The 26,156-nt window shown below is 35.3% G+C and carries 23 protein-coding genes and 1 riboswitch; of the genes, 11 read left to right on the forward strand and 12 right to left on the reverse strand.

Annotated elements, in window-relative coordinates:
- The 6 genes from AACZ30_RS05910 to AACZ30_RS05935 form a co-directional block, all read right to left on the reverse strand.
- A partial coding sequence (locus AACZ30_RS05910; RefSeq protein WP_339648250.1) for a bile acid:sodium symporter occupies window positions 1-506 on the reverse strand: 506 nt, incomplete at its 3' end.
- Window positions 507-511: 5 nt separating this feature from the next.
- Window positions 512-1,054 carry an acyl-CoA thioesterase gene (locus AACZ30_RS05915; RefSeq protein ID WP_093306260.1) on the reverse strand — a complete coding sequence of 181 codons (543 nt, stop codon included), beginning with the start codon at window positions 1,052-1,054 and terminating at the stop codon, window positions 512-514.
- Between the two features lie 3 nt (window positions 1,055-1,057).
- On the reverse strand, window positions 1,058-1,426 hold the full coding sequence (locus tag AACZ30_RS05920; RefSeq protein ID WP_093306263.1) for a 6-phosphogluconate dehydrogenase: 369 nt from the start codon (window positions 1,424-1,426) through the stop codon (window positions 1,058-1,060).
- Between the two features lie 4 nt (window positions 1,427-1,430).
- Entirely contained in the window at window positions 1,431-2,522 is a 1,092-nt protein-coding gene (locus tag AACZ30_RS05925) for a serine hydrolase (protein WP_339648252.1), read from the reverse strand.
- A 129-nt stretch (window positions 2,523-2,651) separates the two neighbouring features.
- Window positions 2,652-4,055: a DNA recombination protein RmuC gene (gene rmuC, locus AACZ30_RS05930; RefSeq protein WP_339648254.1), complete on the reverse strand. Its 1,404-nt coding sequence runs from the start codon at window positions 4,053-4,055 to the stop codon at window positions 2,652-2,654.
- Between the two features lie 81 nt (window positions 4,056-4,136).
- A complete protein-coding gene (locus AACZ30_RS05935) occupies window positions 4,137-5,117 on the reverse strand; it encodes an endo alpha-1,4 polygalactosaminidase (protein ID WP_339648256.1) in 981 nt (326 codons plus the stop codon).
- A gap of 175 nt (window positions 5,118-5,292) precedes the next feature.
- Here AACZ30_RS05935 and pelF point away from each other — a divergent pair, with 175 nt between their 5' ends.
- From pelF to AACZ30_RS05960, 5 genes are read left to right on the forward strand one after another with little or no spacing between them, the layout of a single operon-like run.
- Complete coding sequence (gene pelF / locus AACZ30_RS05940; protein WP_339648258.1) at window positions 5,293-6,816, forward strand: GT4 family glycosyltransferase PelF; 1,524 nt, start codon at window positions 5,293-5,295, stop codon at window positions 6,814-6,816.
- A gap of 2 nt (window positions 6,817-6,818) precedes the next feature.
- Window positions 6,819-8,432 (forward strand): hypothetical protein, encoded by a 1,614-nt coding sequence (locus tag AACZ30_RS05945; protein ID WP_339648259.1) that lies wholly within the window; start codon window positions 6,819-6,821, stop codon window positions 8,430-8,432.
- 7 nt (window positions 8,433-8,439) lie between these two features.
- Window positions 8,440-9,231 carry an endo alpha-1,4 polygalactosaminidase gene (locus AACZ30_RS05950; protein WP_339648261.1) on the forward strand — a complete coding sequence of 264 codons (792 nt, stop codon included), beginning with the start codon at window positions 8,440-8,442 and terminating at the stop codon, window positions 9,229-9,231.
- A 10-nt stretch (window positions 9,232-9,241) separates the two neighbouring features.
- Entirely contained in the window at window positions 9,242-11,233 is a 1,992-nt protein-coding gene (locus AACZ30_RS05955; protein WP_339648262.1) for a hypothetical protein, read from the forward strand.
- A complete protein-coding gene (locus tag AACZ30_RS05960) occupies window positions 11,233-15,222 on the forward strand; it encodes a DUF2194 domain-containing protein (protein WP_339648263.1) in 3,990 nt (1,329 codons plus the stop codon). Before AACZ30_RS05955 ends, AACZ30_RS05960 begins: the two co-directional genes overlap by 1 nt.
- Here AACZ30_RS05960 and AACZ30_RS05965 read toward each other — a convergent pair.
- The 5 genes from AACZ30_RS05965 to AACZ30_RS05985 all read right to left on the reverse strand — a co-directional run bounded on the left by AACZ30_RS05965 (window position 15,219) and on the right by AACZ30_RS05985 (window position 18,884).
- On the reverse strand, window positions 15,219-16,013 hold the full coding sequence (locus tag AACZ30_RS05965; protein ID WP_075327111.1) for an ABC transporter ATP-binding protein: 795 nt from the start codon (window positions 16,011-16,013) through the stop codon (window positions 15,219-15,221). The two genes, AACZ30_RS05960 and AACZ30_RS05965, sit on opposite strands and share 4 nt — an antisense overlap.
- Before the next feature lies 1 nt (window position 16,014).
- Window positions 16,015-17,046 (reverse strand): iron ABC transporter permease, encoded by a 1,032-nt coding sequence (locus tag AACZ30_RS05970; RefSeq protein ID WP_075327110.1) that lies wholly within the window; start codon window positions 17,044-17,046, stop codon window positions 16,015-16,017.
- 76 nt (window positions 17,047-17,122) lie between these two features.
- Entirely contained in the window at window positions 17,123-17,470 is a 348-nt protein-coding gene (locus tag AACZ30_RS05975) for a type II toxin-antitoxin system PemK/MazF family toxin (RefSeq protein ID WP_075327109.1), read from the reverse strand.
- Window positions 17,460-17,690: a hypothetical protein gene (locus tag AACZ30_RS05980; RefSeq protein ID WP_075327108.1), complete on the reverse strand. Its 231-nt coding sequence runs from the start codon at window positions 17,688-17,690 to the stop codon at window positions 17,460-17,462. Before AACZ30_RS05980 ends, AACZ30_RS05975 begins: the two co-directional genes overlap by 11 nt.
- Before the next feature lie 39 nt (window positions 17,691-17,729).
- Window positions 17,730-18,884, reverse strand: a complete 1,155-nt coding sequence (locus tag AACZ30_RS05985) for an ABC transporter substrate-binding protein (protein WP_339648266.1) — start codon at window positions 18,882-18,884, stop codon at window positions 17,730-17,732.
- A 185-nt stretch (window positions 18,885-19,069) separates the two neighbouring features.
- Window positions 19,070-19,354, forward strand: a riboswitch (cobalamin riboswitch).
- A 33-nt stretch (window positions 19,355-19,387) separates the two neighbouring features.
- Here AACZ30_RS05985 and AACZ30_RS05990 point away from each other — a divergent pair.
- Together AACZ30_RS05990 and AACZ30_RS05995 are read left to right on the forward strand one after the other, a co-directional pair.
- On the forward strand, window positions 19,388-21,229 hold the full coding sequence (locus tag AACZ30_RS05990) for a TonB-dependent receptor (protein WP_339648267.1): 1,842 nt from the start codon (window positions 19,388-19,390) through the stop codon (window positions 21,227-21,229).
- A gap of 86 nt (window positions 21,230-21,315) precedes the next feature.
- Window positions 21,316-22,407, forward strand: coding sequence for a DUF5074 domain-containing protein (locus AACZ30_RS05995; RefSeq protein WP_339648269.1), 1,092 nt, complete (start codon window positions 21,316-21,318; stop codon window positions 22,405-22,407).
- Between the two features lie 85 nt (window positions 22,408-22,492).
- Here the strand turns inward: AACZ30_RS05995 and AACZ30_RS06000 are convergent, their stop codons facing one another.
- Window positions 22,493-23,977 (reverse strand): S41 family peptidase, encoded by a 1,485-nt coding sequence (locus tag AACZ30_RS06000; protein ID WP_339648270.1) that lies wholly within the window; start codon window positions 23,975-23,977, stop codon window positions 22,493-22,495.
- A 120-nt stretch (window positions 23,978-24,097) separates the two neighbouring features.
- Here AACZ30_RS06000 and AACZ30_RS06005 point away from each other — a divergent pair, with 120 nt between their 5' ends.
- Genes AACZ30_RS06005 through AACZ30_RS06020 form a run of 4 tightly spaced genes read left to right on the forward strand, consistent with a single transcriptional unit; the run spans window position 24,098 to window position 26,143 of the window.
- Window positions 24,098-24,613: a sigma-70 family RNA polymerase sigma factor gene (locus AACZ30_RS06005; protein WP_339648271.1), complete on the forward strand. Its 516-nt coding sequence runs from the start codon at window positions 24,098-24,100 to the stop codon at window positions 24,611-24,613.
- The gene (locus tag AACZ30_RS06010; RefSeq protein WP_339648272.1) at window positions 24,594-25,046 is read left to right on the forward strand and encodes a hypothetical protein; all 453 of its coding nucleotides are present in this window, start codon (window positions 24,594-24,596) and stop codon (window positions 25,044-25,046) included. The genes AACZ30_RS06005 and AACZ30_RS06010 overlap by 20 nt, the downstream gene beginning before the upstream one ends.
- A gap of 1 nt (window position 25,047) precedes the next feature.
- On the forward strand, window positions 25,048-25,575 hold the full coding sequence (locus tag AACZ30_RS06015) for a DUF4252 domain-containing protein (RefSeq protein ID WP_339648273.1): 528 nt from the start codon (window positions 25,048-25,050) through the stop codon (window positions 25,573-25,575).
- A gap of 22 nt (window positions 25,576-25,597) precedes the next feature.
- The gene (locus tag AACZ30_RS06020) at window positions 25,598-26,143 is read left to right on the forward strand and encodes a DUF4252 domain-containing protein (protein ID WP_339648274.1); all 546 of its coding nucleotides are present in this window, start codon (window positions 25,598-25,600) and stop codon (window positions 26,141-26,143) included.
- Window positions 26,144-26,156: the final 13 nt, after the last annotated feature.

Consider the following 26,156-nt stretch of genomic DNA (forward strand, 5'->3'; position numbering starts at 1 on the left):
GGTATAATAATCTGCCAGCATAATTTTATAAGTACATCCAGGAATTCAAAATCGGTACTTCCACTAAGAAAAAAACTTAGCCAAATGGGAGTTGCGAAGATGCCTATTAAACCCGAAAGGCTGGCGTTGAAAATGGCGGTAGGCAAATTTCCTTTCGCCAAAGAAACCATCACTATAGAAGAAGAGACTGTAGAAGGAAGTGTTCCCAGAAAAAATAAAGCAATCCAAAGATCTGAACCTGTTCCTGCTTCAAAAAGCGGTAAGCATAGCAGAGCTAAAAGTGGGAAGGCTACAAAGGTGGCTAACTGAATTGCGATGTGAACTTTATAATTCAGAAAACCCAATTTAAACTCTGCGGGAGATAATTTTAGTCCGTAGAAAAAGAAAATAAAACCTATCCCAATGTCGGTGATGGTTTTTAGCGGAAAAATCACAATTCCCTCAGGGAATAAATAGGCGATTATTATCGCCACAAAAATAGCTGCTATAAATCCATTAAATTTCAAATTTTTTACTGCTCTATTTTAACCTTATATTCATCCAGTAAGTGCACATATTCTTTTGAAGAAAAATCGGTCTCATGAAATTCCTGTTTACGATTCAGCTTCATTTTATTACGTTTTATGCTTTTTGCAAAACGACGAATATCGTGCTCATTACTAAGGATTAAGCCGGGAACCTGTAGCGATTTTCCGTCTTCAGCCTTAGCCACCATCGTGAAATAGGAAGAATTACAATGTTTTATCTCGCCGGTTCTAATATTTTCGGCTTCAACGCGAATTCCAATTACCATAGAACTATTACCCACGTAATTTACCGAAGCCTTCATCGTTACTAATTCGCCAATTTCTATAGGTTTTAGGAAATCTACGGTATCAACACTAGCGGTTACACAATAGGCTCCAGAGTGTTTGGAGGCACAGGCAAAAGCGATGCGATCCATAAGTGAAAGCACATAGCCTCCGTGAATTTTTCCGTTGAAATTTGAATGAGAAGGCAGCATTAATTCTGAAATATCTACCTGTGAGTCTTTTACGTGTTTAAATTGAGTCATAAATTATCTATCTCTAAAATGAGGGGATTCGGCTTCTTCTACTTCGGTTATAAAATATTTGGTATCACCCCAAAAGAAAAAAGTGGCGTAACGCTCAACATATTTTAGTCTAACATAATTACCTTCGTTCTCCTGTAGCGCTTCTATAGCTTCCTGGTTATTGTCTAATACTGAAAATTGAAAGATTTGCGCACCACTAATTCCCTGGCTAATTTCACCTTCCCAGGTTTTAGAAATCACACCTTTTTTACTGAATTTTATAAGTTCGCCGCTCCTTGTGCCTTCGCTGTAAGGCACGAAGTAGATAAATGCAAACCAGGCGATGAAGAGTAGTAAAATAGCTCCTAAAATACCAAAAAGTGTTTTTTTCATAATTCTAGTTATAGATTTTCTGCACGAATTCTTCTATTTTAGAAGGTTCCAGCCAGCGGGTAACAATTACCAGGTTTTCTTTACGATCTACAATAATAAAATTTCCGCCGAAACCAGCCGCATAAAAAATGTTTTTATCTATATTTTTCCATTGTCTCGGGCCATCGGCATTTAACCGCCACATATATCCGTAGTTTGGGTTTGTAGCTGAAGGCTGAATAGCTTCTTGAATAAGTGCTTCTGAAATTAATTGTTCGCCATTCCAATTGCCATTATTCATAAATAGTAAACCAAAACGCGCCATATCTTCGGTATTGATAAACATTCCGCCGCCGGAATGCCCGCCACCACTAACCGATTGCATTTTGTAGCCATCTATGGTAGTCCAGGAATTCTCGTACCCAAACCAGCGCCAGCTCGAAGAAGCGTTTATAGGATCCATAATTTTTTCTTTTAAAACCTTGGGAAGTGGTTTTCTAAAAACATTGAGTAAAGAATAGGCGAGTACATTAACCCGAACATCGTTGTACTTAAAATGCGTTCCAGGTTCGTTGAGTTTCCGGTTTCGCCAATCGTCTATTCCTGTATCCTGAGAAGGCCTGTCGGCCCAATCATAAGAACCCCAAAGTTCCCCGCTCCAATCTGAATTCTGCTCAAGCAAATGTTTCCAGGTGATTTTTGAGTTATGTTCGCCTTCAAAAGTATTGTCCCAAACGTAATTGATTACCGGGTCCTTAACATTAGTGATCAGGTTTTGATCTAAGGCGAGTAGGGCGGTGGTAGAGAGAAAACTTTTGGTAACGCTAAAAGTCATATCCACACGCTTTGTATCTCCCCATTTTGCCACTAAGTAGCCATTTTTTAAAATTATTCCCGCCGGGCCACCGCGTCTTTTGGTAGGTCCTAAGATTTCGTGATAAGGTTCGTGTTGGAAGCCCTTTAATATTGCCTGGCGTAAATCTTTGGATTCGGAATATTCGTTTGCTTCAGCAAGCTGAATAGCTTCGGAGAAATCTAAATTGAAAGATTTTGGATCTTTTTCTTCCCAGGTTCCGGCTTCAGGAAAATAAATATGCTGTGCTGAAATATTCAGCATAAAAAGGTTTATCAATAAAAAACTGAAAACTGATTTGTTATAGGTTTTCATATTAATTTTTGGTTTTATTTTCTTGAATGCATAATAATTACAAACCTACAAGGTTTTCAAAACCTTGCAGGAGAGTGGTTAATTTTCATGATTTTCTTCAATTTCTTCCTCATCTATAGCTGATAGCATTTTAGGATCTATTTGTTTATTGGCTTTAGCACCCAGTTTTTTAAGTTTTTCTACCCGTCTAAGTAGATTTCCTTTTCCGGTAAGCTTTTTCATCGCGCCTTCATAGGAATTTTGAACCGTTCCCAATTGCCTGCCAATTTTTGTAAGCTCTTCGGTTAGAGCAGTGAAAGAATCGTATAAAGCCCCGGCCTGGGTTGCGATGGCAATGGCGTTTTGCTTTTGTTTTTCGTTTTGCCACATACTGTCTATGGTCTTGAGTACAGCGAGTAGAGTGGTGGGTGTAACGATAATTATATTCTTATCAAAAGCTTCAGAATACAGTCCTGGATATTCGTTGGAAGCGACAGCAAACGCAGCTTCAATGGGAATGAAAAGTAAAACGAAGTCGGGACTTTCCATCTCGTATAATTGGTGGTAATTTTTATTACCCAATTCACTTACCCGGTTTCGAATAGCGGTAAGGTGATTTTTCAGATGTTGTTTTCTATCCTGCTCATCTGTTTCATTGCTGTAGCGTTCGTAGGCGTTTAGGGAGACTTTAGAATCTACGATCATTTTTTTATCGCCAGGAAGATTAATTACCACATCGGGCAAAACCCGTTTCCCGTCGGCATTGGTAAAACTTTGTTGTACACTGTATTCGCTGCCTTTTTGGAGTCCGCTGCGTTCCAGAACCCGCTCCAGGATCATTTCGCCCCAGTTTCCCTGTGTTTTAGTGTCGCCTTTAAGCGCTTTAGTGAGATTGGTGGCTTCCTTGCTCATTTGCTCGTTAAGCTCTTTTAACCCAATAATTTGTTGTCGCAGCATAGCATGGCGATCTATACTTTCTTTATTTCCTTCTTCGATTCGTTTTTCAAAATGAAGGATTTTTTCCTGCAAAGGGTTTAGAATATTCTGAATATTTTCTTTATTCTGAAGGGTAAATTTCTCAGATTTTTGCTCTAAAATTTTATTGGCAAGGTTTTCGAATTCCTTCTCGAATTTCTCCTGAAGTTGTTCAACTTCCGCTTTTTGTTCTTTATTTCTTTGCTCTAAATTTTCAAATTCGGCATTACGGCGGGTAAGCTCTGTATTTAAAAAATCTTTCTCTCTTCGAATTTCTTCACGTTCTTTTTCGAGTTTTTCAGTTTGTGCCCGGAATGTACTTTTATAATCTAATAATTCAGTTTTGTAATTATCTAAGTTGCTATTTATCTGATTTTTAAATTCAACAACCTGAAGTGATAGTTGATTATTTTTTTCTTCAAGAATGGCTTCTTTATTTTTACTTTTTAATCCTGAAATTAGTTTTCCGAAGTAAAGTCCGATTAAGAGTGCGACAATAATTAAGGCGAAAAGTAAATAATCGTTCATTGAGAAAATCGAGTTTTCCCAAAGATACTTATTTGCCCGAACTGTTTAAGAAAATAGGACCTGGATTATGCAGAGGTTTAATTATTCCCGGTCCTCAAAATATTGGTAGCCGTCTATAATATCCAGGTAAACCCCGTCAAAACCTGCAGCGATAATTTTAGAGAGATAAGCGTTTTCGCTGCCGTAGATTAAATCTTTCCAGTCCGCGTTCCAGTACTCTACTTTAAAATTCCCTTCCCATTCCGGGTTTTCTTCAACGAGCCAGGTTGGCGATTTGGAATTCCAATTTTCTTCCCAGTAAAAACGATAATCTTCGGCTTCGCCAATAGATAGATAAGATATAACTAAACGCTCAGCACCATTTTTTTTCTTCTTTAATTTTTGAATGTCTTCGGCAGTAAAAGCTTCGTTATGAAAGAAAAGATCCATAATAATAAGATCGTAATTAGTAAAAGCAAGTTCGGTGATAAGATCGTATTTCGAAGAATATTCAGCGTAATTTAAAAGATACAGAAAGTTTTTAGCTTCAGAAAGATGGCTTATATTTTTATTATTTTCATTAAAAACAGGATAAGCCGGAATTCTATCAAGTTCTCGCCGTGGCGCTGCGAAAGAAGTATAGTTGTTTTCCTCATTAAGCTTATAGGAATTTTTCATAAGCTTAAAACCTGAACAATAATCGGTTACCAATACTTGCTTGCCCTCGTCTTTTGCCAAATCAAGGTACTTTCTTAAATATAAATTATCGGCTTTTGGGGTGATTTTGTTTAACTTTGGATAACCATAAAAAAGATCTTCCTGGGCCACCGCATCTATAGCATTTAAATAATCTAAAGCAGGAGTTTTCTTAAATTTAGATTCTTTGGAAACCAACTGAACTCCATTCTGTGGGACAACTATAAAATTAGGATTTTCTTCTTTTGCGATTTCACTTATTTCAATAACAAACTCCCGCATTTCCTGGCGGTAATCAACATTGTTATTCGATTCCTGAGCCATGTGTTCACCGCAGGAAAGGAATAAGCAGCAAAGCATATAAATGCTTATTCTAAAGAAGTTCATAGATATGGAGCAATTTTAAGCAAAGATAAGTTAAATTACCATCCCTAAATTACGCTTTATAGCAGTATTGTTATTCTATTTAAACAAATTATAATTTAGGGTTTACTTGTAAAATTTATATCGCCGGGTTTTTAAGTAACTGATTTTTAATATATTTTTGGCGCAAAACTTTTAAATGGCAAAACCATCTGTATTGCTTATAATGGAAGGCACTTATCCTTTTAATGGAGGCGGTGTTTCTACCTGGGCACATATTTTATGTAACAGGGTTAGCAATGTAGATTTTAAACTGTATTCTATAAATGCTTCTTTTGAGACAGAGTATAAGTATAAACTTAGCGATAATATAAACGAAGTAATACAGGTGCCTCTTTGGACTCCAGATGAACCTTACGATTATATAAGTTACGGTGAGGAATATTATAAAACTGTAGCTAAAAAAGAGTGGACTAATGATGAAGTAGTTGCTCAAAAGTTTATTCCTATTTTTAAAAGCTTACTGGAGTTTATTTATAGCGACGACCGTGATATAGAAGATTTGGATATAATTTTTCATCAGCTGTGGTTTTATTTTGAAGATTATGATTATAAAGAAACCATTAGAAATGAGCAGGTTTGGCTAACTTATAGAGATACTCTCGCTAAATTTATTATTGGTGAACGTAACCCCGATGCATCTTTAATAGATATTACCATAGGCTTGCGCTGGATTTACAGATTTTTAATACCACTTGCCATAGTAAATATTCCAAAAGTAGATGTGTCTCATTTAACGCTAAGTGGCTTCCCGGTAATCCCGGCACTTATTGCCAATTACAAATATGGGACCCCAATAATCCTCACAGAACACGGAGTTTTTATTAGGGAAAGGTTATTGGCTATTAACAATTCAGAATATCCATATTTCTTAAAGAGTTTACTTATTAGGTTTTCAGAAGCTATTACCCGTTTGGTTTATCATAAGGCCGAAGTAATTATTTCTGTAAATAAATTCAATCAAAAATGGGAAAAATGGTACGGGGCAGATCCGTCTAAATTCAGAATAATATACAATGGTATTGATCCGGAAGTTTTTAAACCCGGCCCTAAACCTGCACATTTAAAAGATATTCCTACCGTAGTTGCTTTGGCGAGAATTTTTGAATTAAAAGATATTCTTACCATGATTAGATCCTGTGCGGTAGTTAAAAGAAGTATTCCCGAGGTGCAATACCTGGTTTATGGAGATAATGATGCCGTACCTGAATATACCAAAGAATGCCTTGAACTTATCGCCGAATTAGGATTGCAAAACAATTTTAAATTAATGGGCCCAAGAAACAATCCACAGGAAGTTTTTCTGGAGGGAGATATTTCTATCCTGACTTCTATTTCTGAAGGATTTCCATATACCATAATTGAATCTATGGGTTGTGGTATTCCCGTGGTTTCTACTGATGTGGGAGGAGTTAAAGAAGCACTTGATGATAGCTGTGGTTTTACCTGTAAACCAAAAGATGCCGAAGAAATTGGTAACAATGTTTTAAAATTGCTGTTAGATGATGATTTGCGAAAGAGTATGGGAAGAAATGCCAGGGAAAAAGTTTTGAATAATTTCACCTTATCCAAGTTTATTGGTGAATATGAAGCTATTTATGATGATATTGTAAAAATACCCAGGGCCAAAAAAAAACTTACCAAGATTGAAGATTTTTCCTGAAAATGACTAAAGATCAAATTAAAGCTATTGCAAAACTTGTTGTTGCGGTTAAAGAACGTAACGGTAAACCCGTGAATGTTTATGTGGTAGTCGCAACTATAGAATCTTTTGGAATTAGGGAAATAGATGCGAAAGAAGATTATGGTTTTGAAAGTATAATGCATCTTTCAAATTATATTTATAAAGCTTACGATGCCATTACCCTGGCAAACCTTAAAAATAATAATCAGCGTGTTGCTGAAGCCAAAACTTATAAAAGACTCGCTTTAACCGAGTATATTACGACAAAAAACACCAAGCGCTTTCTTGTAGATTATACTTCAGGACTTTTACATTTATTTCCGGTTTTCTTGCAGGTGGTTGCCATAATTTTATTCGGATTTTCCCTTTGGACCTACTCTCATTTTAATAACCTGCAATCTACCGCAGTGGTGCTGGGGGTAATTATAGGTTTTATTAGCAGTGCGGGTTTTGTACAGGTTCTGGGAAAACAGGTTTCCTATTACTGGTATAATAAAGATTACCATATGGCGAAACATTCTACCGTTCAAATTATAAAAAACGGGACTCTTGCTATATTAGGCTTTTTTATATTCTCTTTGCTTATCAATTTAGTGATCCCACTTTATAGTCTTCTTTTTGTAGTTATAACCTTTATTTACGCCTTGTTTATAGGTTTTCTTCTTTTGGTTTTAGCGCCTTTATATGCATTAAAACAAAGATGGATGCTTTCTTTTAGCGTCTTTGCAGGTACGGTGTTAGCACTTTTACTACATTTTTATACCGATTTGCACCCTTATTATATTCATTGGACAGGCATTCTGGTTGCCTCTTTAATTTCGGTTGGTTATATCTATTCTTTCTTTCATTTTAAGCTGAAAAATGAAATCGCGGTGAAAAAGAAGCCAAAAGTAATGCTTTCGCTATATCGTAATTTCAACTACTTTTTATACGGTACTTTTATTTTTCTTTTTGTTTTCCTGGACAGGATAGTGGCCTGGTCTTCTACCTTAAACAGGGATATTCCCTATATAATTTACTATGAAAAAGATTATGAGATTGGTATGGATCTCGCTATTCTTATATTCTTCCTACTTGGCGGAGTAATGGAATACGCTATTCATTCGTATATACGGCATATGGATTTTCATCAACTTCAAACAAAATATTCAGATTTTCAGCGTTTTAACGATAAGATGAAAAAGATGTATTTTAAACATTTACGTTTATTTGCTATTAGTGCAGCGGGTATTGCCGTATTATTATATTTAATTGTTACGCAACCCTGGGGCTATTCCAGAGGTTTTGATGAAATTCTGAGTCCGTTGAGTATAAAAGTTTGTATTCTTGGAAGCATAGGCTACCTATTTCTTAGCCTGGGAATGTTAAATGTACTCTATCTTTATACGCTGGGAAAACATAGAAAACCACTGGTAGCCATAATAAGTGCTTTCCTGGTTAATTTTATAATTGGAGTCTTTTTAAGCAGATGGGTTTCTTACGAATATAGTGTTATGGGAATGTTAGTGGGGTCTCTGTTATTTGCAATACTTACAACACGAGAAACATATAGTTTCTTTAAAAATCTGGACTATTATTACTATGCATCTTATTAAAATATTTATGGTTACAACAGCAATCTGTTTAAATACCGCCCAGTCAGTCGCTCAAAAGCTTACCCAGGAAAAACAAATACTTTTTACCTATGGCGATTTTTACCCAGCAGAAGTTTCAGGATACGAAATTGTAGTAATAGAAAGCGCTCATTTTGACAGTGAAGACATTGCAATGCTAAAGCAAAACAATACTACCATTCTGGGTTATATTAGCCTGGGAGAAGTTAATGAGGCTGCTGCTCATTTTCCCGAAATTAAAGATTTCACCTTTGGAAAAAATAAAATATGGAATAGCCATATTTTAGATATTGAAAATGAAGAAACCCGGGAGGCTTTATTGGCAATTTTTGATTACAATATGAAAAAAGGACTGGACGGGATGTTTTTAGACAATATAGATAACTATACCGGTTTTGGGCGTACGCCAGAAAAGAAAGAAGCTTTAATAGATTTTTTAAAGATTTTAAACGTAGTTTATCCCAATATTCATTTAATGCAAAATGCCGGTATTTCTATACTAAAAGATACCCATCCATTTATAGATTCTGTAGCAAAAGAAAGTATTGCTTCAGATTATAATTTTCAGGAGAAAAAATATCAATTAAGAGAGGAAGCTATTTTTCAGCAACTTTTAAACGAGCTAAAGCAGGTATATGATGAGTATGAAGTCCCAGTGGTTTTAATAGAGTATGCCGAAACCAGAAAGTTAAAAAAAGATATTAAACAAAGATTAGCACAAACCCCCTGGCCTTATTTTATTGGGAAAATAGATTTGCAGGAAATTCCCGAAAAAGGTTGAATTAATTTATATGTTTTTAGAACCCTACCTATTAACCGGTCCGTTAAGAATTATCCTGTTATTTGTATTAATTTTATTAATACATAGAATTGTTTCTACACGAATTTCTGCACAATCTGCCTTAAACTTTCTGGTTCCCACTATTGCGCTCGTAATGGCAGCGGTATTGCTAGGTGGTTTTATTTTAATACTAACCGGGATATTTGACATCTTTGTTATTATAAGCATTATAATTGGCCTGGCTGTTTTGGCCTTTATGAATCTTAATTTTAAGCAACCCTTAAAAGCTCAGTTACGTAAAATTTACACGCGTTCCCTTTTATATATTACAATTAAAATGGAAAAGGGACAGCGATTTCTGGATAGAGATAATATAATTAAACCAAAACATAAACATCCTGAACATGGCCTTTCTCAATATCATAGAAACTGGCAATTAGCCATTGGGCTTTTATTACCTGTGCTTACTTACATCTCGAGAAGTTCACTTTTTCAGGAAGATGTTTACACACTTTCCTCGAGTTGGTTTAGTAAGCTTAATTTTATAAATGGGATTTCTGCTAATACCTGGTTTTTTCAAACTGGGGAAATGATGGGAGATTATTTACTTATTAATTTATATGCAAAATTAACGCATATAACTAACGCCCAGGCTTTACAATCTTTTGGATTATTAGAATCTGCATTGCTTTCTTTAATAATATACTGGCTGGTTTTTAAAATTTCACGAAAACAAGCTCCGGGAATATTCGCGGGTTTAAGTTTTGCCCTTTTTTATGGATTCCTCCCCATTAATATTGATTTAATTGCTGAACATAAATCGGTTTTTACCGCTTTGATTATTGCTTTACCTACTATGTATTTTTGTATTTATCCGCAAAGTTTCAGTTACAGTAAAAAGGCGAAATTTTATTGGTTAATTACCTTGTTTAGCGCTATTCTCTTATTAGATCTTTTTGTGGGTGTATTACTTCTTCTTCCTTATTTGCTAGTACTTTTTATATTTAAACTTAAAGATAATTTAAAGCAAATCACTCAGGTTTTACTGGCCTATTTCTTTTCGTTAGCCTTTATTGGAACAATATACGGCATCGCGGCTTTGCTTATAAAAGAAGATTTTGGCGCCTTTATTTTGTCTAACTTTTATTCTTTTGATACTTATACCTACAATCCTCATTTGGTTGCACCATTTAGAGACCTAATGAATTATTACCAAATAGCCGCCGTCGTTTTTCTGCTTATTGCTATTTATAATTATTTTAAAAAATCGCATAAATGGTTGGCCAGTCTGGTTTTCCTCAGTTTTATCAATTTAATGTTCGGGATTTACCAATTAGATACTGGCCTGGTAGACCTGGATATTCTAAATCAGGTGCTTTGCATATTTCTCCCCATATTTTTTGGGATAATTCTAAATGTAATGGTTAACCTCTTTTCTATTTTTAATTTTTCTCCTAAAGTTGGCATACGTCTGGAAGTAATAATAGGTAGCATAGTAATTACCGTGCTTACCATATTCACATTCCCTAGTGTAGCCACATTAAATTTTAAAGAAAATAAAACAGAAAATGTTGTTTTTAAAGCCTATTCAAAAATTCAATCTCAAAATTTACCATATTCCTATGCGGTTGTAAATGCTTTGCCATATTTCAGTTTTAGCAGAAACAGCCATTATTACTATAACTACGATTATTTTAATAATACCTATATAGAGCTGGATAGGAGATTCAACCGGTATAAAAATAATTTAGAATACCTACAAAATAACCCAGATATTATTTTACCCGAAACTATGTATGTTTTTGTGTATAAAGACATACAGGAGGCTAACCAGGCTAAAAAAGCAATAGTAGAAAAACAACGTAATTTAACACTGGAAAGGCTTGAATTACTAAAAATGAAAGGGAGAGATGTGGATGTATATTATGAAGATGAAACTTTAGAGGTTTACCAAATAGAAAACAGGGAACGGGCCAGTAATATTAATGAACTATTATTTTGATGGAAAAATTTTTACCAACTAAAATATTTAAGGCTGTTTTTTTAGTGTTTTCTATTATTTTAATAGGATGCGAAAAAGATATTAAGAAGGAGGAGGTTAAGGAAGCCAGTCCCAAGGTGCAGTATGATAATTTTAGTGAGAACCCGTGGATAACTTACCTGGTAGAGCCGGGAAATGATTTAAGTTTTAGAAACAGCAATCATATTAGAAAAGCTCTTAATTATGCAAAAATCCCTTATAATGAAATTAATAGGTTTGATTTTAATGAAAAGCCAGAAGTAGGCAATGCAGTTAAAGTAATTGTGGTCTATGATCTGGAACCACTAAATCAAGATGCAATGAATTTTTTAATTGAATTTGTTGCTAAAGGAGGTCATATTTTTATTCCCTCGGTCGCTACCAATAAAAATTTTGGTTTTTTAGCAGGCGTAAGGGGAGATGCAGACTTTGAAATAGATACCATAGCCCAGGGTTTTAAATTTCAGTCCAGTTTTCTACCGGCTCTAAAAGGTAAAGTTTATAAAAACGAGAATAAACATTTTGGCCTGCAAACAGATAACTTTAGGGAAGATATAGAGATTCTGGCAACTTCAATTTCTGAAGAAGAATATCCTCTTATTATAAAAAATAAAATAGGGAATGGTTCGGTAATTACTTTTAATACCGATCAATATTCCCAGAAACAGGAACGCGGACTTTTCTTTGCAGCAATTTTGCATGGTTTAGAAGGGGTTCCTTATCCCGTGGCTAATGCTTCAAGCATAATGTTAGACGATTTTCCTGCGCCGCTTTATAACGTAAAGATGGAGCCGGTTACTTCAGAAATGGATATTAGTCAGGCGCGTTTTTATACTGAAGTTTGGTGGAAAGATATGCTTAAACTGGCGAGGGAAGAAGGTTTAGAATATTCTGCGTACGTATGTTTTGATTATTCTAATCGTACCTCGCCGCCATTTAATTTTCCCGAGTGGGAACAATCTGTATTAACAGGTTCTAATGGAGCTAATGCTGCTGACAGACTTATGGTTGATTTTAAAGATTCTAAACATGAGGTAGCTTTGCATGGTTATAATCACGCTTCACTTACCGATGAAGTTTGGCCTAATCAAAATTATATGGGTTTAAGCCTTAAGGCGGTTAAAAAACGCTGGGCAGCGCGTAATTATGGTAAATTACCGGTTTCTTATGTTCCACCTTCAAATATTATAGACAGCACCGGTTTTCTTGCTTTAGAAGAAAACATCCCCGAAATTATTTATAATGCCAGTATTTACCTGGGAAATTTTGAAGAAGGTGGCGATAGAGAATTTGACAGGGAGCCTTATAACGATCATTTTTTCAATTTTCCACGAATTACCAGCGGGTTTGCTTTAACCTCTACCAGGCAATTCAATCAGCAATCTTTATACTTATATACAGGCGTTTGGACGCATTTTATTCACCCCGATGATATTTACCAAATTCCCGGAGAAGAACCGCGGGAAAGTGCCGGTGATTATACCTTACGGAATATAAATTCTTATGGCTGGAGAGTTTCAGAAGAGGGCTCACCGGGTTTGTTTCCACGATTTCGAAATTACATTAAAGATGTAAAGAAAACTTTTCCTTTAATTCGATTTTTAAAAGTTTCTGAAGCAGCTAAGATTACTCAAAACTGGAGAGAAATTCCTTATAATTTTACTGAAAATGAGACTGAAGTTGAAGTTACTGCCAGCATTCAAAATAGTGAGAACCAAAATTTTTGGTTTGCATATGTTTCAGAAAAAAATACTGCTGATGCTGAAAATTTTCTAAAAAATAAACAACTAAAATTTACAAAAACGCCTTTCTTAGATGGCTATCTGTTCAATATTCAAACGCAGGATAAAAAAATAAGTTTTCCAAAATTTAAAAATAATTCTTCTGCGGATTTTAGCAAAATCACTCAAAACTATGAGTCTTACCTTTTAATAAAACCTTCAGAAGATTTAGGAGATATCCACAAAGAGATTAATGAATTAAAATCTAAAATTGCGAAGAACAATAATTATGAACGCGAAGATTGGTTAAAATTATTTCAGTATTTAGGTTGGGAAAATCGCCAAATGGAGGTTTGGCCGTTGCTGGAAAGAAAATACAGTGAAAATAAATCATCTGCTTACATAAATCTTTCTTCCGAATTTACCACCCAGAGTGATTATCCAGATTTGGAAACCAGGAAACGCTGGATGTTGAGGCAAATAGAATTAAAACTGGAAAGCCTAAAGCTTAGAAGAGATTTTATAGGTTACTTTGGAAGCAATACAGAGGTACAATTAACAAAAGAAGAATTATTGAACCTAATGGAGAATACTGAAGTAGATGAGGAGCGCTCCAGCTATTTTTCATTGTTAAATGAAAAACATCCCGAAGCTGCATTTAATTTGGTGAAAAACATAGAGCCCTGCCGTGAAGATTTTCGCTTTGCCGCTTCTACTATTTCCTGGATTTTAGCCGATGCTAAAAAATATAACGAGGCCATTAAATGGTCTAAGTGTAGTGACGATATAGCCGAAAGCGCAATAGATAACTGGCGGGTACAAACCGGGGAATATGAATTTTTAAAAGAAAAGAACTTTCCGCTTTTTATAGAATACCTTATTGCCGATAATGATAAAAAAGCGGCGCAAAAACTTTTAGAGATAGAAGCTTGTCGTGAAGATTTAAAGCATTTGGCTACGACTATTGCCTATACTTATAGTGACCAGGGAAGCTATAGAAAAGCCCTGGAATGGTCTTCTTGCGTGCCAGATTTCCCTGTAGTAGAAAGAATGCAATGGTTTTATTCGCTGGAAAATTTCAGTGAGGTAGAGCGTTTGTATGCTAATTATACTAAAAAAGATAATCCAAAAGAAAAAGAAGCTATTCAGGTTTTTATAGCTGAATATTATTTGGGTCGTAGCGAAATGCTGAAAGCCTGGAACCTGGCTTCTCAACTGCCAGAATCAAGCAATAAAGTGCGTTTACAAAGACAGTTGAATAATACCGTGGTTTACCTTAATCCCGAACAAAAAAGGTTGCTTTTAAAAGAATATCCTTCACTTTTTTATCCTGAAGTTGCTTCTAAAATAGAGCAGAATCTTAGAATAACCCAGGGCGATTTTGTACAAATAGGGAGTAATATTATTAGCGATAGGTTAGATCCAACTTCTGTAGGTTTAGAAGCGGTTTATGACACTCGAGATAAGAAGTTCAATGAGCATCAATTTGGGTTAAGCCGCTATAATGCATATGCAATTCCATTTCAGGGTGAATTTGAGAATAATGGAGATATGGAGCTATACGGACTGGTTTACAGGTTTAAAACCAGGGAAAGAATAGAAAAATTTAATTTTGGCTTTGGTAGTCGTCTTGAGTTTAACGACGCAGGAAAGGCATATCTTCATTTAGAAGCATCGGCGTCAATTGCAAAAGATAGTTTATATAGTTCTTTTCAGTTTTTTAGAAAACCTGCTATCACCGGCCCCGCGTATATCCTGGATATTTATCAAACGCAATTAAATATTTATGAAGAACTTCAGTTTAAAGAGAAATTCCAGGCGGTTTTTTATATAGAAGGAAACCATTATGACGACGAAGATGTGATGGATGTACAGGCGCTTACCAGTTTATCTATGAATCTTAGACTGAATAAAATGGCGAAATTTAGACCTTATACCGAATTATCTGGAATGCTGGGTAATTCAAACAGGTCTAATGGCTTTCCATATTGGACTTTAGATGAACGTTTTTATGGCGGTTTAGGGTTAGCTTACGAATATGTAAATGAAAATAACTTTTGGAAAATTAATCTTGATGCCGGATATTTTCTGGATACTTTTTCAGATGAATTTCAACGGTATCGTGGGAGTGTGGTATGGCCAGTTACGAAGTATCTTCATCTTAATACCCAGGCCGAATTCTATACGCTTAAAAACTTTTATTCCAACAACTTTACCTTCGGTTTAAAATACTTTTTAAAAGATAATTAAGGATTAATTTTAAATGAAGCTGAAGCTTTATCAAAAACGATCAAGCCTTCTGGAAAAACAGTAGAAAATGCTCCAGATTCTAATAATTCTTTAGGGGAACCGGTGGTCACGCTATTATTTTGCATAAGAATAATTTTATCGCAAAGCTGGATGGCCAAATTGATTTCGTGGGAAGCAAAAACTATAGCTTTATTGGTTTTTCGGGTGAGTTTTTTAAGCAGTTTTAGAACATAAGCCTTGTGATACAAATCCAGGTGTGTGGTGGGTTCATCTAAAATAACAAGGGGCGTGTTTTGTGCAATGGCACGTGCAATTAATACTTTTTGAAGTTGGCCGTCACTTAATTCGTAGCATTTTTTATTCTGCAAATCTTCAATTCCTACATTTTGTAAAGATTTTTTAATTTGCCTTAAATCGTTTTTACTTAATCTACCAATCCAATTGGTGTATGGTTGTCTTCCTAGCGCTACCAGTTCAAAAACGCTTAAATTTTTGGAAATAGGTTGTTCGGTTAGTACAAGGCTCACTAAAGAAGCAAGTTCTAAAGAATCTATCTGTTGAATTTGCTCATTTTTAACCAATACTTTTCCCTTAAGCGCATCCTGAACTCCGCTTAGCGTTCGTAAAAATGTAGATTTCCCCACTCCGTTAATGCCAATTACAGCAACCAGTTCCCCTTCGTTAACTTCAATATTAATCGCTTCAGTAATAATGGTTTTCCCGGTCTTATTACTGTAACCAATATCAAGATTAATTGTTTTAAGGATGCTATGTTTTCCAGGTTGGTTCAATTCAGAATAAAAATTTACGTTTGCGCACCAATAGCCAAATTACGACTGGGGCACCAATTAGTGAAGTTATGGCATTTATGGGTAAAGTAAATTCCTGTCCCGGCATTTGTGCTGCTATATCACAAATAAGCATTAGCGCCGCACCACCTAAAATAACTGCTGGCACTAAAATGCTATGATTATTTACAGGAATTATTTGCCTAATTAAATGCGGAACCGCCAAACCTACAAAGGCAATTGGTCCTGCAAAAGCAGTAATGCTTCCGGCAAGTAAACTGGTAGCTATAATAATGATTAAACGGTTTTTTTGAATGCTTACCCCAAGGCTTTTTGCATATTGTTCGCCAAGCAACAAAGTGTTGAGGTTTTTAATACAGGAAATAGCTAAAATTATCCCTACCAACCAGAACATGGCGAGAATTCCCACCTCGTTCCAGGATAGATCACCCAAACTTCCAAAAGACCAAAATACATATTGCTGAAGCTGTGCCGCGGGACTAAAATAGGAAAGAACGCTAACCACTGCCGCGGTTAAACTGGCAAACATTAAACCTATAATAAGAATTGCCATAGTATCTCGAAGCCGGAGGGAAGCCAGCATAACAGCAATTAATACTAATAAACTTCCCAGGCTGGAAGCAATTACCAAACTCCATTTGGAAAGTAAAATTCCGGCAAAAGCACCTCCAAAAACTGAAGCGCCCATAATTACTATTGCAACGCCCAGACTGGCACCGCTACTTAAACCCAAAACATACGGTCCCGCTAAGGGATTACGAAATAGGGTTTGCATTAACAGTCCGCTAATGGCGAGTCCAGAGCCGGTTATTATTGCTGTAATAGCTTTAGGTAAGCGGTATTCCACTACAATATAGCGCCAGGTTTCTTTTGAAACTTCTAAATTAAAGATTGAAGCAAAAACATCTTTAAAAGGAATGTTGACCGAGCCCAAACTAATATTTAAAAAACCCAGGATAATTACTCCTAAAAAAAGGAGTAGAAGTGGAAGTATATATTTTTGGGACTGCAACAAGGCCGGTGATTTATTTCGGTGTAAATATCTGAAATAAATTGAGTAGATAAAATTAATGAAGAACGATAATGGAATTTTAGCTAAGATCCATAATTATGGAAAGATTTTCTTTTAACTTTTCTGATGCTGTATTTGAAATTTTGCCAATCTTTTTAACCAGCCTTTTATTATCTATTGCTCTAAGCTGATCTACCATTATATCACAATCTTTCGATAGGTTGGCAATACCTTTCGGGAGATGGATACGTAGAATTTGAGCATTTCTATGAACGTTTGTAGTAAGCGGACAAATTAAAGTTGATGGATGGTTAACAGAATTCAATAAATTGGTTTGGACAATTATAACCGGTCTTTTCTTTCCCGTTTCAGTGCCAATTCGTGGGTTTAAATCGGCAATCCAAACTTCAAATTGATTAATTTTCATAATCAATTTCTTCAAAATCTTTAAGAACATTTAAAGAATCTTCTTTCACCAAGTACGACTCTTCTTTGAGTTTATTCTTTAGAACCTTCCTGTTTTGATGAAGGTTATAATATTGAATAGCTTCATTTATATATTTTTCAGTAGACTTCTTAAGTCCAGCAGATAATTTCTCAGATTCTTTAAAAACAGACTCTTTGATATTTACAGCGATAGTTTTCATTTTCAGTAGTTTATAATAAAGATAAAAATTTTAAATAATTTATTCTTCCAAAGCCTTAAAAAACCTATTTTCATAATTTCCCAGTAACTCTGGATGAAAAATGGATACCAGGTCTTTTAATACCAAATCTGGACGTTGCGGGCCTAATTCAAAATAAAGTACACCCCCTGTTTCTCCTTTGGTTAGGCTTACGCTGTAGACATTTTTATTCTGTACGGCTTCAAACTGTTCATAATGCTGAGATTCTTTTAAAAGTTGCGTGTAAGAAGTGTATTGTCCCGCACTAATCCAATAATCGGCATCCTGGGCTTTGTCTAACACATTTTCAAAAGATAAAGCCATACTTCCATTCCCTTGTGTATCGGCATAGACATAATTTGCATTGGCATCTTTAATAAATTGGGCTTGCCACGAATTTCCGTGGGGTAAATACCACTGGTCTTTAAACATAGCGCCGCTTAATACTTTAGGCGTTTCTGCTGCCGACTTTGCTAATTCTTTGGCTTCAGTATAATCCGTTTCTATTTTATTAAAAATCTTTTCAGCTTCGTCTAATTTATCATAAAAAACGCCAAAGAATTTAATCCATTCCGCCTTTCCCAGCGGAGTTTTTTCAGTCCAGTCGCCGTTGTACATCACTGGAATTCCGGTTTTTTGAATGGTTTCAAATGTTTTATTGTTTCCGTCAATTGCAAAACCAATCACCACTTCTGGATCCAGATCAATAAGAACTTCGGTATTTATATTTTCATTTTTCCCCAGCTCTTTAATTTTTCCTGAATTGATCAATTTCCTGGTTTTTTCTGAAGAAATATAATTAAGACCTGGAAATCCTTTTAAGCTGTTTTCTTCATTTAAAGCTTCCAATGCCGGAATATGCGTGGTAGAAGTCACTACCATTTTTTCTATCGGAATTTGCACTTTTTTATCATAATCTAAACCGGAAGGAATTTCAGTATTTTCTTTAGTTAATAAATAGGTGAAAGCTTTTTCGGCATCGGGCCAGGCGGTTTCTATTTTTAAAATATAATAATCTCCAAAATCACTGATGCTGAAATTAGTAGCGTGTTTTAACTCAACTGAATCTTGAGGTTCTTCTGAACCATTATTTTTATCTTTTTGCTCGTTTTTACAGGCGGAAAATACTAGGAAAAGGAGTAGAAGATTAAGTGCTTTTAGAGTCTTTATTTTCATTTTATGGTAGTTTAAAAGAATTGAATTTATATAATGCTATCCTCATTTAGCCCCTAAATAAATTACGGGGCAAGCTCTAAAACAAGTTCAGGATGACGAAAACTTTTATATAGAATATTATAATAGGAATTTTCAAAAGTAAGATTATTTAGAATTTAATGGTCGCAACTAAAATAAATGTTTAATTTCGCATTGAAATTTTTGGTTCGGATGTGTTTTTCACGCCGATTAAAAGGGAATCAGGAAAAGTACGATTTTGGAAGTACAGAATATGAAGCGCGAAGTTTTACTTCGTATTTCAAACTTCTACCATCTAACTTTATTAAGCCTGAGCTGTTCCCGCAACTGTAAGCTAAGTCCCGTAAGGGATGCTTGTTGTTATCACTTCAAAAACCACTGTTCTTATTTGGAATGGGAAGGTAAACAACAAGACGCGAGCCAGGAGACCTGCCAGAATATAACCAATAAATTCTTAGACTTTCGGGATAAAAGTCAGAGGGCAGATGAAAAAAACGCAATTTTACATTCTATTCCTTGGCCTGCTATGCAGTTTGCCTGTATTTGCTCAAAACGATACAATTAACGTTTTAGACGAAGTATTTTTGACAGATACCAAGCTGAAAGACTTTTCTACTGGCCAACAGGTAACCGTTTTAAACGATTCAGTTTTAAAGAAAAACGGGGCGCTGCTTACTTCAGCATTAAATTTCAACACCAATATCTATTTTAAAGAGAATGGACTGGGAATGGTTTCCTCACCTTCCTTCCGCGGAACAACAGCTTCCCAAACAGCGGTATTGTGGAATGGGATTAATATCAATTCCCAGTTTAACGGCCAAACCGATTTTAATGCATTAAACGCAGGCGGATTTGATAATATTAGCGTTCGTGGTGGCGGCGGAAGTGTAGTTTATGGTACCGGAGCCATTGGAGGAACCGTTCATTTAAATACCAATCTTGATTTTACCGGAAAAACAAAGCAGGATATTTTCTTTCAATATGGCAGTTTTAATACCCTGGATGCCCGGTATAAAATAAAGACTTCGGGAAAAAAATGGAGTTTAAGTCTTGCTGCGGCAAGAAACTCATCAGATAATGATTATGAATGGCCCATTGAAGGTAGAGAGAATGAAAATGGTAAATTCTATAATAGCAATTTAAATCTTGGGTTCGCATATCGGTTAAATGAAAAAAACACTTTAAAACTTTATAGTGAAATTTTTGATGGGGAGCGGCATTTCTCCCTGATTCGTCCTTCAGAAACCAAAACGAAATACCAGAATTTTGATACCCGAAATTTACTGGAATGGGTAGGAGAGTATGGTGATTTTATTTCGGTTGCAAGGTTAGCCCATCTAAATGAAAATTATAAGTTCTACGGGAATATTACTGAAAATCAATCTTCATCTGGCAAAGCGCAAACCTTGATTGGCAAATACGATTTAAATTATTCAATTTCAAAAACTTTAGAGCTAAATGCCGTACTCACCAATACGTACACAGATGGTAGCGGCTCTGGAATTACCGAAAATACCCGAAATATATTTTCTTCGGCATTCTTAATGAAGCATAGGCCATTTCAAAAATTTCAATATGAATTGGGAATCAGAAAAGAAATAACCGAAAATTATGAAAGTCCGTTACTGTTTTCTGCAGGAACACATTATGATTTTACCGATTTCTATAGTCTAAAAATGAATATTTCCAGGAATTTTAGAATTCCCACTTACAACGATCTTTACTGGGCCGGTGCCGGTAATCTTAATTTACGCCCCGAAACTTCTAACCAGGTTGAGCTTGGAAACCATTTTAAACATAGAAACCTGAAGTTTAGTCTAACCGGCTATTATATTCGTATTGATGATACGATACGCTGGTTGCCTTCCAGTAGTAATATTTGGCGCCCAGAAAATGAAGAAAAGGTAGAAACCTACGGTATTGAGGTTTTGGCAGGCTGGGAGAAAGAGATTTTTAAAGATCACCAAATTAACGCCTCTGGTACTTATGCCTATACGGTTTCAGAAAATATGAATACGGGATACCAGCTTATTTATGTACCGTTTCATAAAGCCACAGGTGCACTTACTTATGCTTTTAAAGATTTCAGCATAGATTACCAGCTGTTATATAATGGCGAGGTTTTTACCCGATCTGATAATAATTCCCGCTATAGTATGGATGCTTATACGGTTTCAAACCTTGGAATTTCATATGATTTGGGAAAAACAAATACTTACAAGATTGGAGCGAGGGTGCTCAATATTTTAAATGAAGAATACCAAAGTGTAGAAAACCGGTGGATGCCCGGCAGAAATTTTAATATATACCTAAACCTTAATTTTTAACCAGCATGATGCTGGAAGCAAATATTGTTAAAATCTGATTAATTTAAACTGTTTATTTGCTCCACTCTTTGCTAAAATTCTAACCAATGAAAAGAATCAGTAAATTATTAACTATGGCCATTTTGAGTGGCTTTTTTTTAAATTCCTGTAGCAGCGATGACGATGTTGTGGATCCTGAAATAGAGCAACCTGAAAGCACCTATGCAGATGGATTGTTTGTGCTTAATGAAGGTGGTTTCGGTAACAATAATAGTTCAATATCATATATTGATAATGATTTTTCTGATCTAGAATCCGATATATTTTCTACAGTAAATGGTTCTTCTCTGGGAGATACAGGGCAGAGTCTCACATTTGATGATAATTATGCATATATCGTTATGAATGTTTCCAATATAGTTCAAATTGTTGATCGGTATACTTTTGAGCACATTCATACAATTGAGGAGGGATTAAGTAATCCACGGTATCTTACTTTGGTAGACGAGAAGATATATGTTACCAACTGGGGAGATGCCTCTAATGATACAGATGATTATATCGCTATATATAATGCAAGTACCTATGAATCTACTGGAACAATTAGTGTAGGAGAAGGGCCTGAAAAGATTATTAATGATAATAATAAACTATATGTAGCTTTACAGGGCGGCTATAATTATAATGATAAGATTGTGATTATAGATCCTATTTCCAATATTGTGGAAGTAAGTATAGAAATTGGTGATGCTCCTAATTCAATAGAGATATCAGATGGCTTCTTGTGGGTAATGTCTGGAGGAGTACCCGGTTATGCTCAAGGAGTTGGTGAAACAGCTGGCAGTATTTCTAAAATAGACTTATCAAATAATGAAATAACAGAAGAGTTGATTTTTCCAAATACCACAGATCATCCTTCAAATTTTGAAATTGAAGATGATACTATTTATTATACTCTCAATGGATCTGTTTACTCTATGGAAGAATCTGCCACAGAGTTACCTGAGGAGAGTCTTTTTACTTTTACTGATATTACTTCTTTTTACGGATTTGAAATCGAGGATGGATATTTATATACTGGCGATGCAGGAGATTATAGCTCAAATGGTGTGGTAAGAATATATAATTTTGAGGGAGAAATAATTTCACAATTTGATTCTGGAGGCGTAAGCCCAAACGGTTTCTACTTTAACGATTAAAAACTGTTTTTTTGTTTAAATTTGAATAAAAAAAGCCCCGTTTCAGTTGAGAAACGGGGCTTTTGCATTAAATATACTTTTAAAATTACTGCTTAAATTTAGCAGCTTTTTTCCTTATTTCTTCAGGAATTTCGTCTATATACATTCTTTGGTAATCTACATCGGTATCTCCACGCTCACCAATTTTAGTAAATCTTGAATCGTAAGATGTAGCGGGAATTGCCATTCTGTTACCGGTAATATCGGCAAGAGCTGCAGCAAGAAGTGGTTCTTCCGGCTCACCTAATGGCAAAAGATTTACAATATCTTCTTCAGCTTCAATATCTGGTACTAAACCTTCTTCATAATATGCATCTTCATTCGCATTTTTAGATTCATAAATAAGTGGTTGAATTACGTATTTATGATTCGGATTTCGGTTTTGACGTAAAAAATTAGGAGAATCATACAAAGGAGCAGCCGCCTGGAATTTCCCAACTGTACCTTCCCCAACGTGAACTACATCAATATAGGGAGCTAGTCCATTCATTACTAATTCACTGGCAGAAGCTGTAGAACCTGTACCTATTATATATACTTTACTAAGTCCAAGGCTGTTTATTGCTTCTTCTGTTCTAATTTTATCATTAAACCTATCTACCAACTCTTCTTCTGTAAATTGACTTTGTAACAGAGCGTTCCAGGTTTGTTTAGAGAAAATTTCGCCTTCAAACTGCCCGGTAATCATACTGGAAAGGTCTACCGCGCTTTCTACAGAACCACCTCCATTATATCTAAGATCTAAAACCAGTTCGTCTATACCTTCAGCTTTTAAATCTCCAAAAGCAGCATTTAGTTCATCATCAAAATCGGCAGTAAAACTATTATACATAATGTAGCCAACACTTATTCCATCTACTTCTACTACTTTAGATAAAAGAACCGGATTTTCGGTAATTTCTATTCTGTTTAGTGCAATGGTTTCATCGGTATTACTAATAATATTATCGTTAATTTCAGCTACAGTAATATCATAGCCATCTCTTCCTAAAAGAGATTGATAATTATCAAGGTTCATAGACTCCCCATCAATATCCGTAAAAAGAGTACCACGAGTAACGCCGGCTTCATCAGCAGGACTATTGGGTATCACATACCGTACATACGCTAAAACTCCATTACTTCCAAATCTTACCAATCCATAATCCATTCCGGTTGTAGTTTGAATTCCAGCTTGATTATTTTCCAAAATAGTATAATCATCTATAATAAAGCTAAAACGATCTTTTGGCGCAGGAACTTTTAATCCGTTATTAAAAAGATCTTCGGGAGAATCAAAACTAGCCAGCCATTCATTTTTATCGGCTTCAGAATCAAAATAATTCTCACCTAATTCTGGAACATCGGCTTCATATACATAGTAGATGCTCATTGCATCATATAAATAATTTTCGATTTCTAAATTAGGAGTTTCCCCGGGCTTATCACCTCCTGGTTCAACCGGGAAGCGTTCGTCATTGTCATCTTTGGAGCAACTGCTCAAGACTCCTGTAGCCAGGAATAAAAGTAAAATTAGTTTATTAATCTTCATAAAGTTAAGTTTGTTTTAGATTGCTAAAAATACCCACATTAAATTAAATTCAAAATCCTATTGTAACAAATATTACCGCTAATCGTTTTAAAGGTAAGAAGGTTATTAAACCAACCATACATGAAACAACAAGCCTTCCTGGAAAAAATTAACCCGGTGAAAGATAAAATGTACCGGCTTGCATTGAGACTGCTTATTTCTAAAGAAGCTGCCGAAGATGCTACCCAGGAAGTAATCTATAAACTATGGGCTCGCAAAGATAAACTCAAGGATTATACCAATGTTGAAGCTTTTGCAATGACAACAACAAAAAACTATTGTTTAGATGAGTTAAAAGCAAAAAAGAATAATAATTTAAGAATTGTTCATCAGAATTATGAGAATAATTCAATTTCGCTCCAAACAGAACTGGAGGTTAAAGATGAAATGCTGTGGATAAACCAAATTTTAAATGAGTTGCCAGAACAGCAAAAAATTGTTTTTCAGCTTAGGGATATTGAGCAACTGGAGTTTGAAGAAATTATAGAAATCACTAAAATGAAGTCTACCGCTATTAGGGTAGCCTTATCTAGAGCTAGAAAAAAAATAAGAGAAAGCTTAACAAACAAGCATAATTATGGAATTACAAAAAATTAGAGAATTACTGGAAAAATATGATGCCGGTGAAACATCTCTGGCTGAAGAAAATACACTTCGGGAATATTTTCAAAAAAATGAGGTGCCGGCCGATTTAAAAAGTTATGGGTTATTATTTTCTTTTTCAGAAAAAACCAGAACACAAAAAATGCAGAGGGAAGTGGAACTTCCGTCGCAAGCAAAGGGGAATAAATACCTTTGGACAGCCATAGCGGCAAGTATTATTGTAATAGTGGGACTTTTCTTTTTTCAGAATAAACCTATGGAAATGAATCATAGCGATCTTGGTACGGTTCAGGATAAAGAGGAGGCGTTGCAAAAGAGCATGGAAGCTTTAAAAATGGTTTCTGAGTTGATGAATGAAGGGAAAGAAGACCTAATTTACTTGAAAGAATTTAATAACACCAAAGATAAATTTATAAAAACCGAATAATATGAAAAAGATAGTAATAGTTATTATTATTGGCCTTTTACCAATAGTAACGCAAGCCCAGTCGTTTGCCAAGTATGAAAATATGAAGGATGTTGATGCAATGGTAATGACCAGCAAGATGTTTAAAATGCTTGCTAAAGTAGATCTAAGTGAAGATAACCCAGAAGCCAGGGAATACCTGAAACTCATTGAAAACCTTGATGAGATTAAAATGTTTACCAGCACCACGGCTTCAGTGAGAAATGAAATGCAAAAAGATGTTGAGCGTTATTTAAACTCAAATTCTTTAGAGCAGTTAATGCGAGTAAACGAAGACGGGAAAAATATTCGGTTTTATTCTAAAGGAGGAAAAAACGATAATTATGTAAGTGAGCTGTTTATGTTTATGGAAGGTGAAAAAGAAGGTGAACTAATTTCTGTGATTTTGAGTATCACGGGAGAAATAGACCTTTCGCAATTATCCCGCTTAACATCAGACCTTAAAATACCAGGTGCTGAAGAGCTTAAAAATGTAGAAAATAAATCTTAGATCAACTTAAAATCAATATAAAATGAAATCAATAAAAATTTTAGGCCTGGCACTGGCGGCTGCAGCTTTTGTTTCGTGTGCGAACGAGCCGAGTTTGCAGGAGTATTATGTAAAAAATCAGCAGGACAATAAGTTCATTGCTTTAGATGTACCTACCAGTATGTTTACCAACGCTGATGCCCTGGATGAAAATCAAAGAACTACGCTGGAAAGTGTGAAGAAAATTAATGTTTTGGCTTTGCCGGTTAAAGAAAGCAAAGAGGAATATGAAGCCGAAAAAGCGAAACTGAGTAGTATTTTGCAGGATGAGAAGTACCAGCTATTAATGAAATATGGCTCAAACGATCGTAAAGCCGAAATTTATTTTACCGGAGACGAAGAGGCCATAGACGAAATTATTGTTTACGGGTATGATGATACCAAAGGAGTGGGAGTAGCTCGTGTATTAGGTGAAGATATGAATCCGCAGAAATTGATGGAACTTATGAAATCGCTTGAAAAAGGAGACGTAGATGTAGACGGTTTAAAAGGAATTACCGGTATGTTTAAAACAGAAATTGAAGAATAGTTTTTTAGTTGAA

Source organism: uncultured Salegentibacter sp., assembly GCF_963972535.1.
Lineage (GTDB): Bacteria > Bacteroidota > Bacteroidia > Flavobacteriales > Flavobacteriaceae > Salegentibacter.

Coding starts and splice junctions, on each gene's coding strand:
- AACZ30_RS05915 (WP_093306260.1), bottom strand. CDS start 1,054: ATGACTCAATTTAAACACGTAAAAGACTCACAGGTAGATATTTCAGAA.
- AACZ30_RS05920 (WP_093306263.1), bottom strand. CDS start 1,426: ATGAAAAAAACACTTTTTGGTATTTTAGGAGCTATTTTACTACTCTTC.
- AACZ30_RS05925 (WP_339648252.1), bottom strand. CDS start 2,522: ATGCTGAATATTTCAGCACAGCATATTTATTTTCCTGAAGCCGGAACC.
- rmuC (WP_339648254.1), bottom strand. CDS start 4,055: ATGAACGATTATTTACTTTTCGCCTTAATTATTGTCGCACTCTTAATC.
- AACZ30_RS05935 (WP_339648256.1), bottom strand. CDS start 5,117: ATGAACTTCTTTAGAATAAGCATTTATATGCTTTGCTGCTTATTCCTT.
- pelF (WP_339648258.1), top strand. CDS start 5,293: ATGGCAAAACCATCTGTATTGCTTATAATGGAAGGCACTTATCCTTTT.
- AACZ30_RS05945 (WP_339648259.1), top strand. CDS start 6,819: ATGACTAAAGATCAAATTAAAGCTATTGCAAAACTTGTTGTTGCGGTT.
- AACZ30_RS05950 (WP_339648261.1), top strand. CDS start 8,440: ATGGTTACAACAGCAATCTGTTTAAATACCGCCCAGTCAGTCGCTCAA.
- AACZ30_RS05955 (WP_339648262.1), top strand. CDS start 9,242: ATGTTTTTAGAACCCTACCTATTAACCGGTCCGTTAAGAATTATCCTG.
- AACZ30_RS05960 (WP_339648263.1), top strand. CDS start 11,233: ATGGAAAAATTTTTACCAACTAAAATATTTAAGGCTGTTTTTTTAGTG.
- AACZ30_RS05975 (WP_075327109.1), bottom strand. CDS start 17,470: ATGAAAATTAATCAATTTGAAGTTTGGATTGCCGATTTAAACCCACGA.
- AACZ30_RS05980 (WP_075327108.1), bottom strand. CDS start 17,690: ATGAAAACTATCGCTGTAAATATCAAAGAGTCTGTTTTTAAAGAATCT.
- AACZ30_RS05985 (WP_339648266.1), bottom strand. CDS start 18,884: ATGAAAATAAAGACTCTAAAAGCACTTAATCTTCTACTCCTTTTCCTA.
- AACZ30_RS05990 (WP_339648267.1), top strand. CDS start 19,388: ATGAAAAAAACGCAATTTTACATTCTATTCCTTGGCCTGCTATGCAGT.
- AACZ30_RS05995 (WP_339648269.1), top strand. CDS start 21,316: ATGAAAAGAATCAGTAAATTATTAACTATGGCCATTTTGAGTGGCTTT.
- AACZ30_RS06000 (WP_339648270.1), bottom strand. CDS start 23,977: ATGAAGATTAATAAACTAATTTTACTTTTATTCCTGGCTACAGGAGTC.
- AACZ30_RS06005 (WP_339648271.1), top strand. CDS start 24,098: ATGAAACAACAAGCCTTCCTGGAAAAAATTAACCCGGTGAAAGATAAA.
- AACZ30_RS06010 (WP_339648272.1), top strand. CDS start 24,594: ATGGAATTACAAAAAATTAGAGAATTACTGGAAAAATATGATGCCGGT.
- AACZ30_RS06015 (WP_339648273.1), top strand. CDS start 25,048: ATGAAAAAGATAGTAATAGTTATTATTATTGGCCTTTTACCAATAGTA.
- AACZ30_RS06020 (WP_339648274.1), top strand. CDS start 25,598: ATGAAATCAATAAAAATTTTAGGCCTGGCACTGGCGGCTGCAGCTTTT.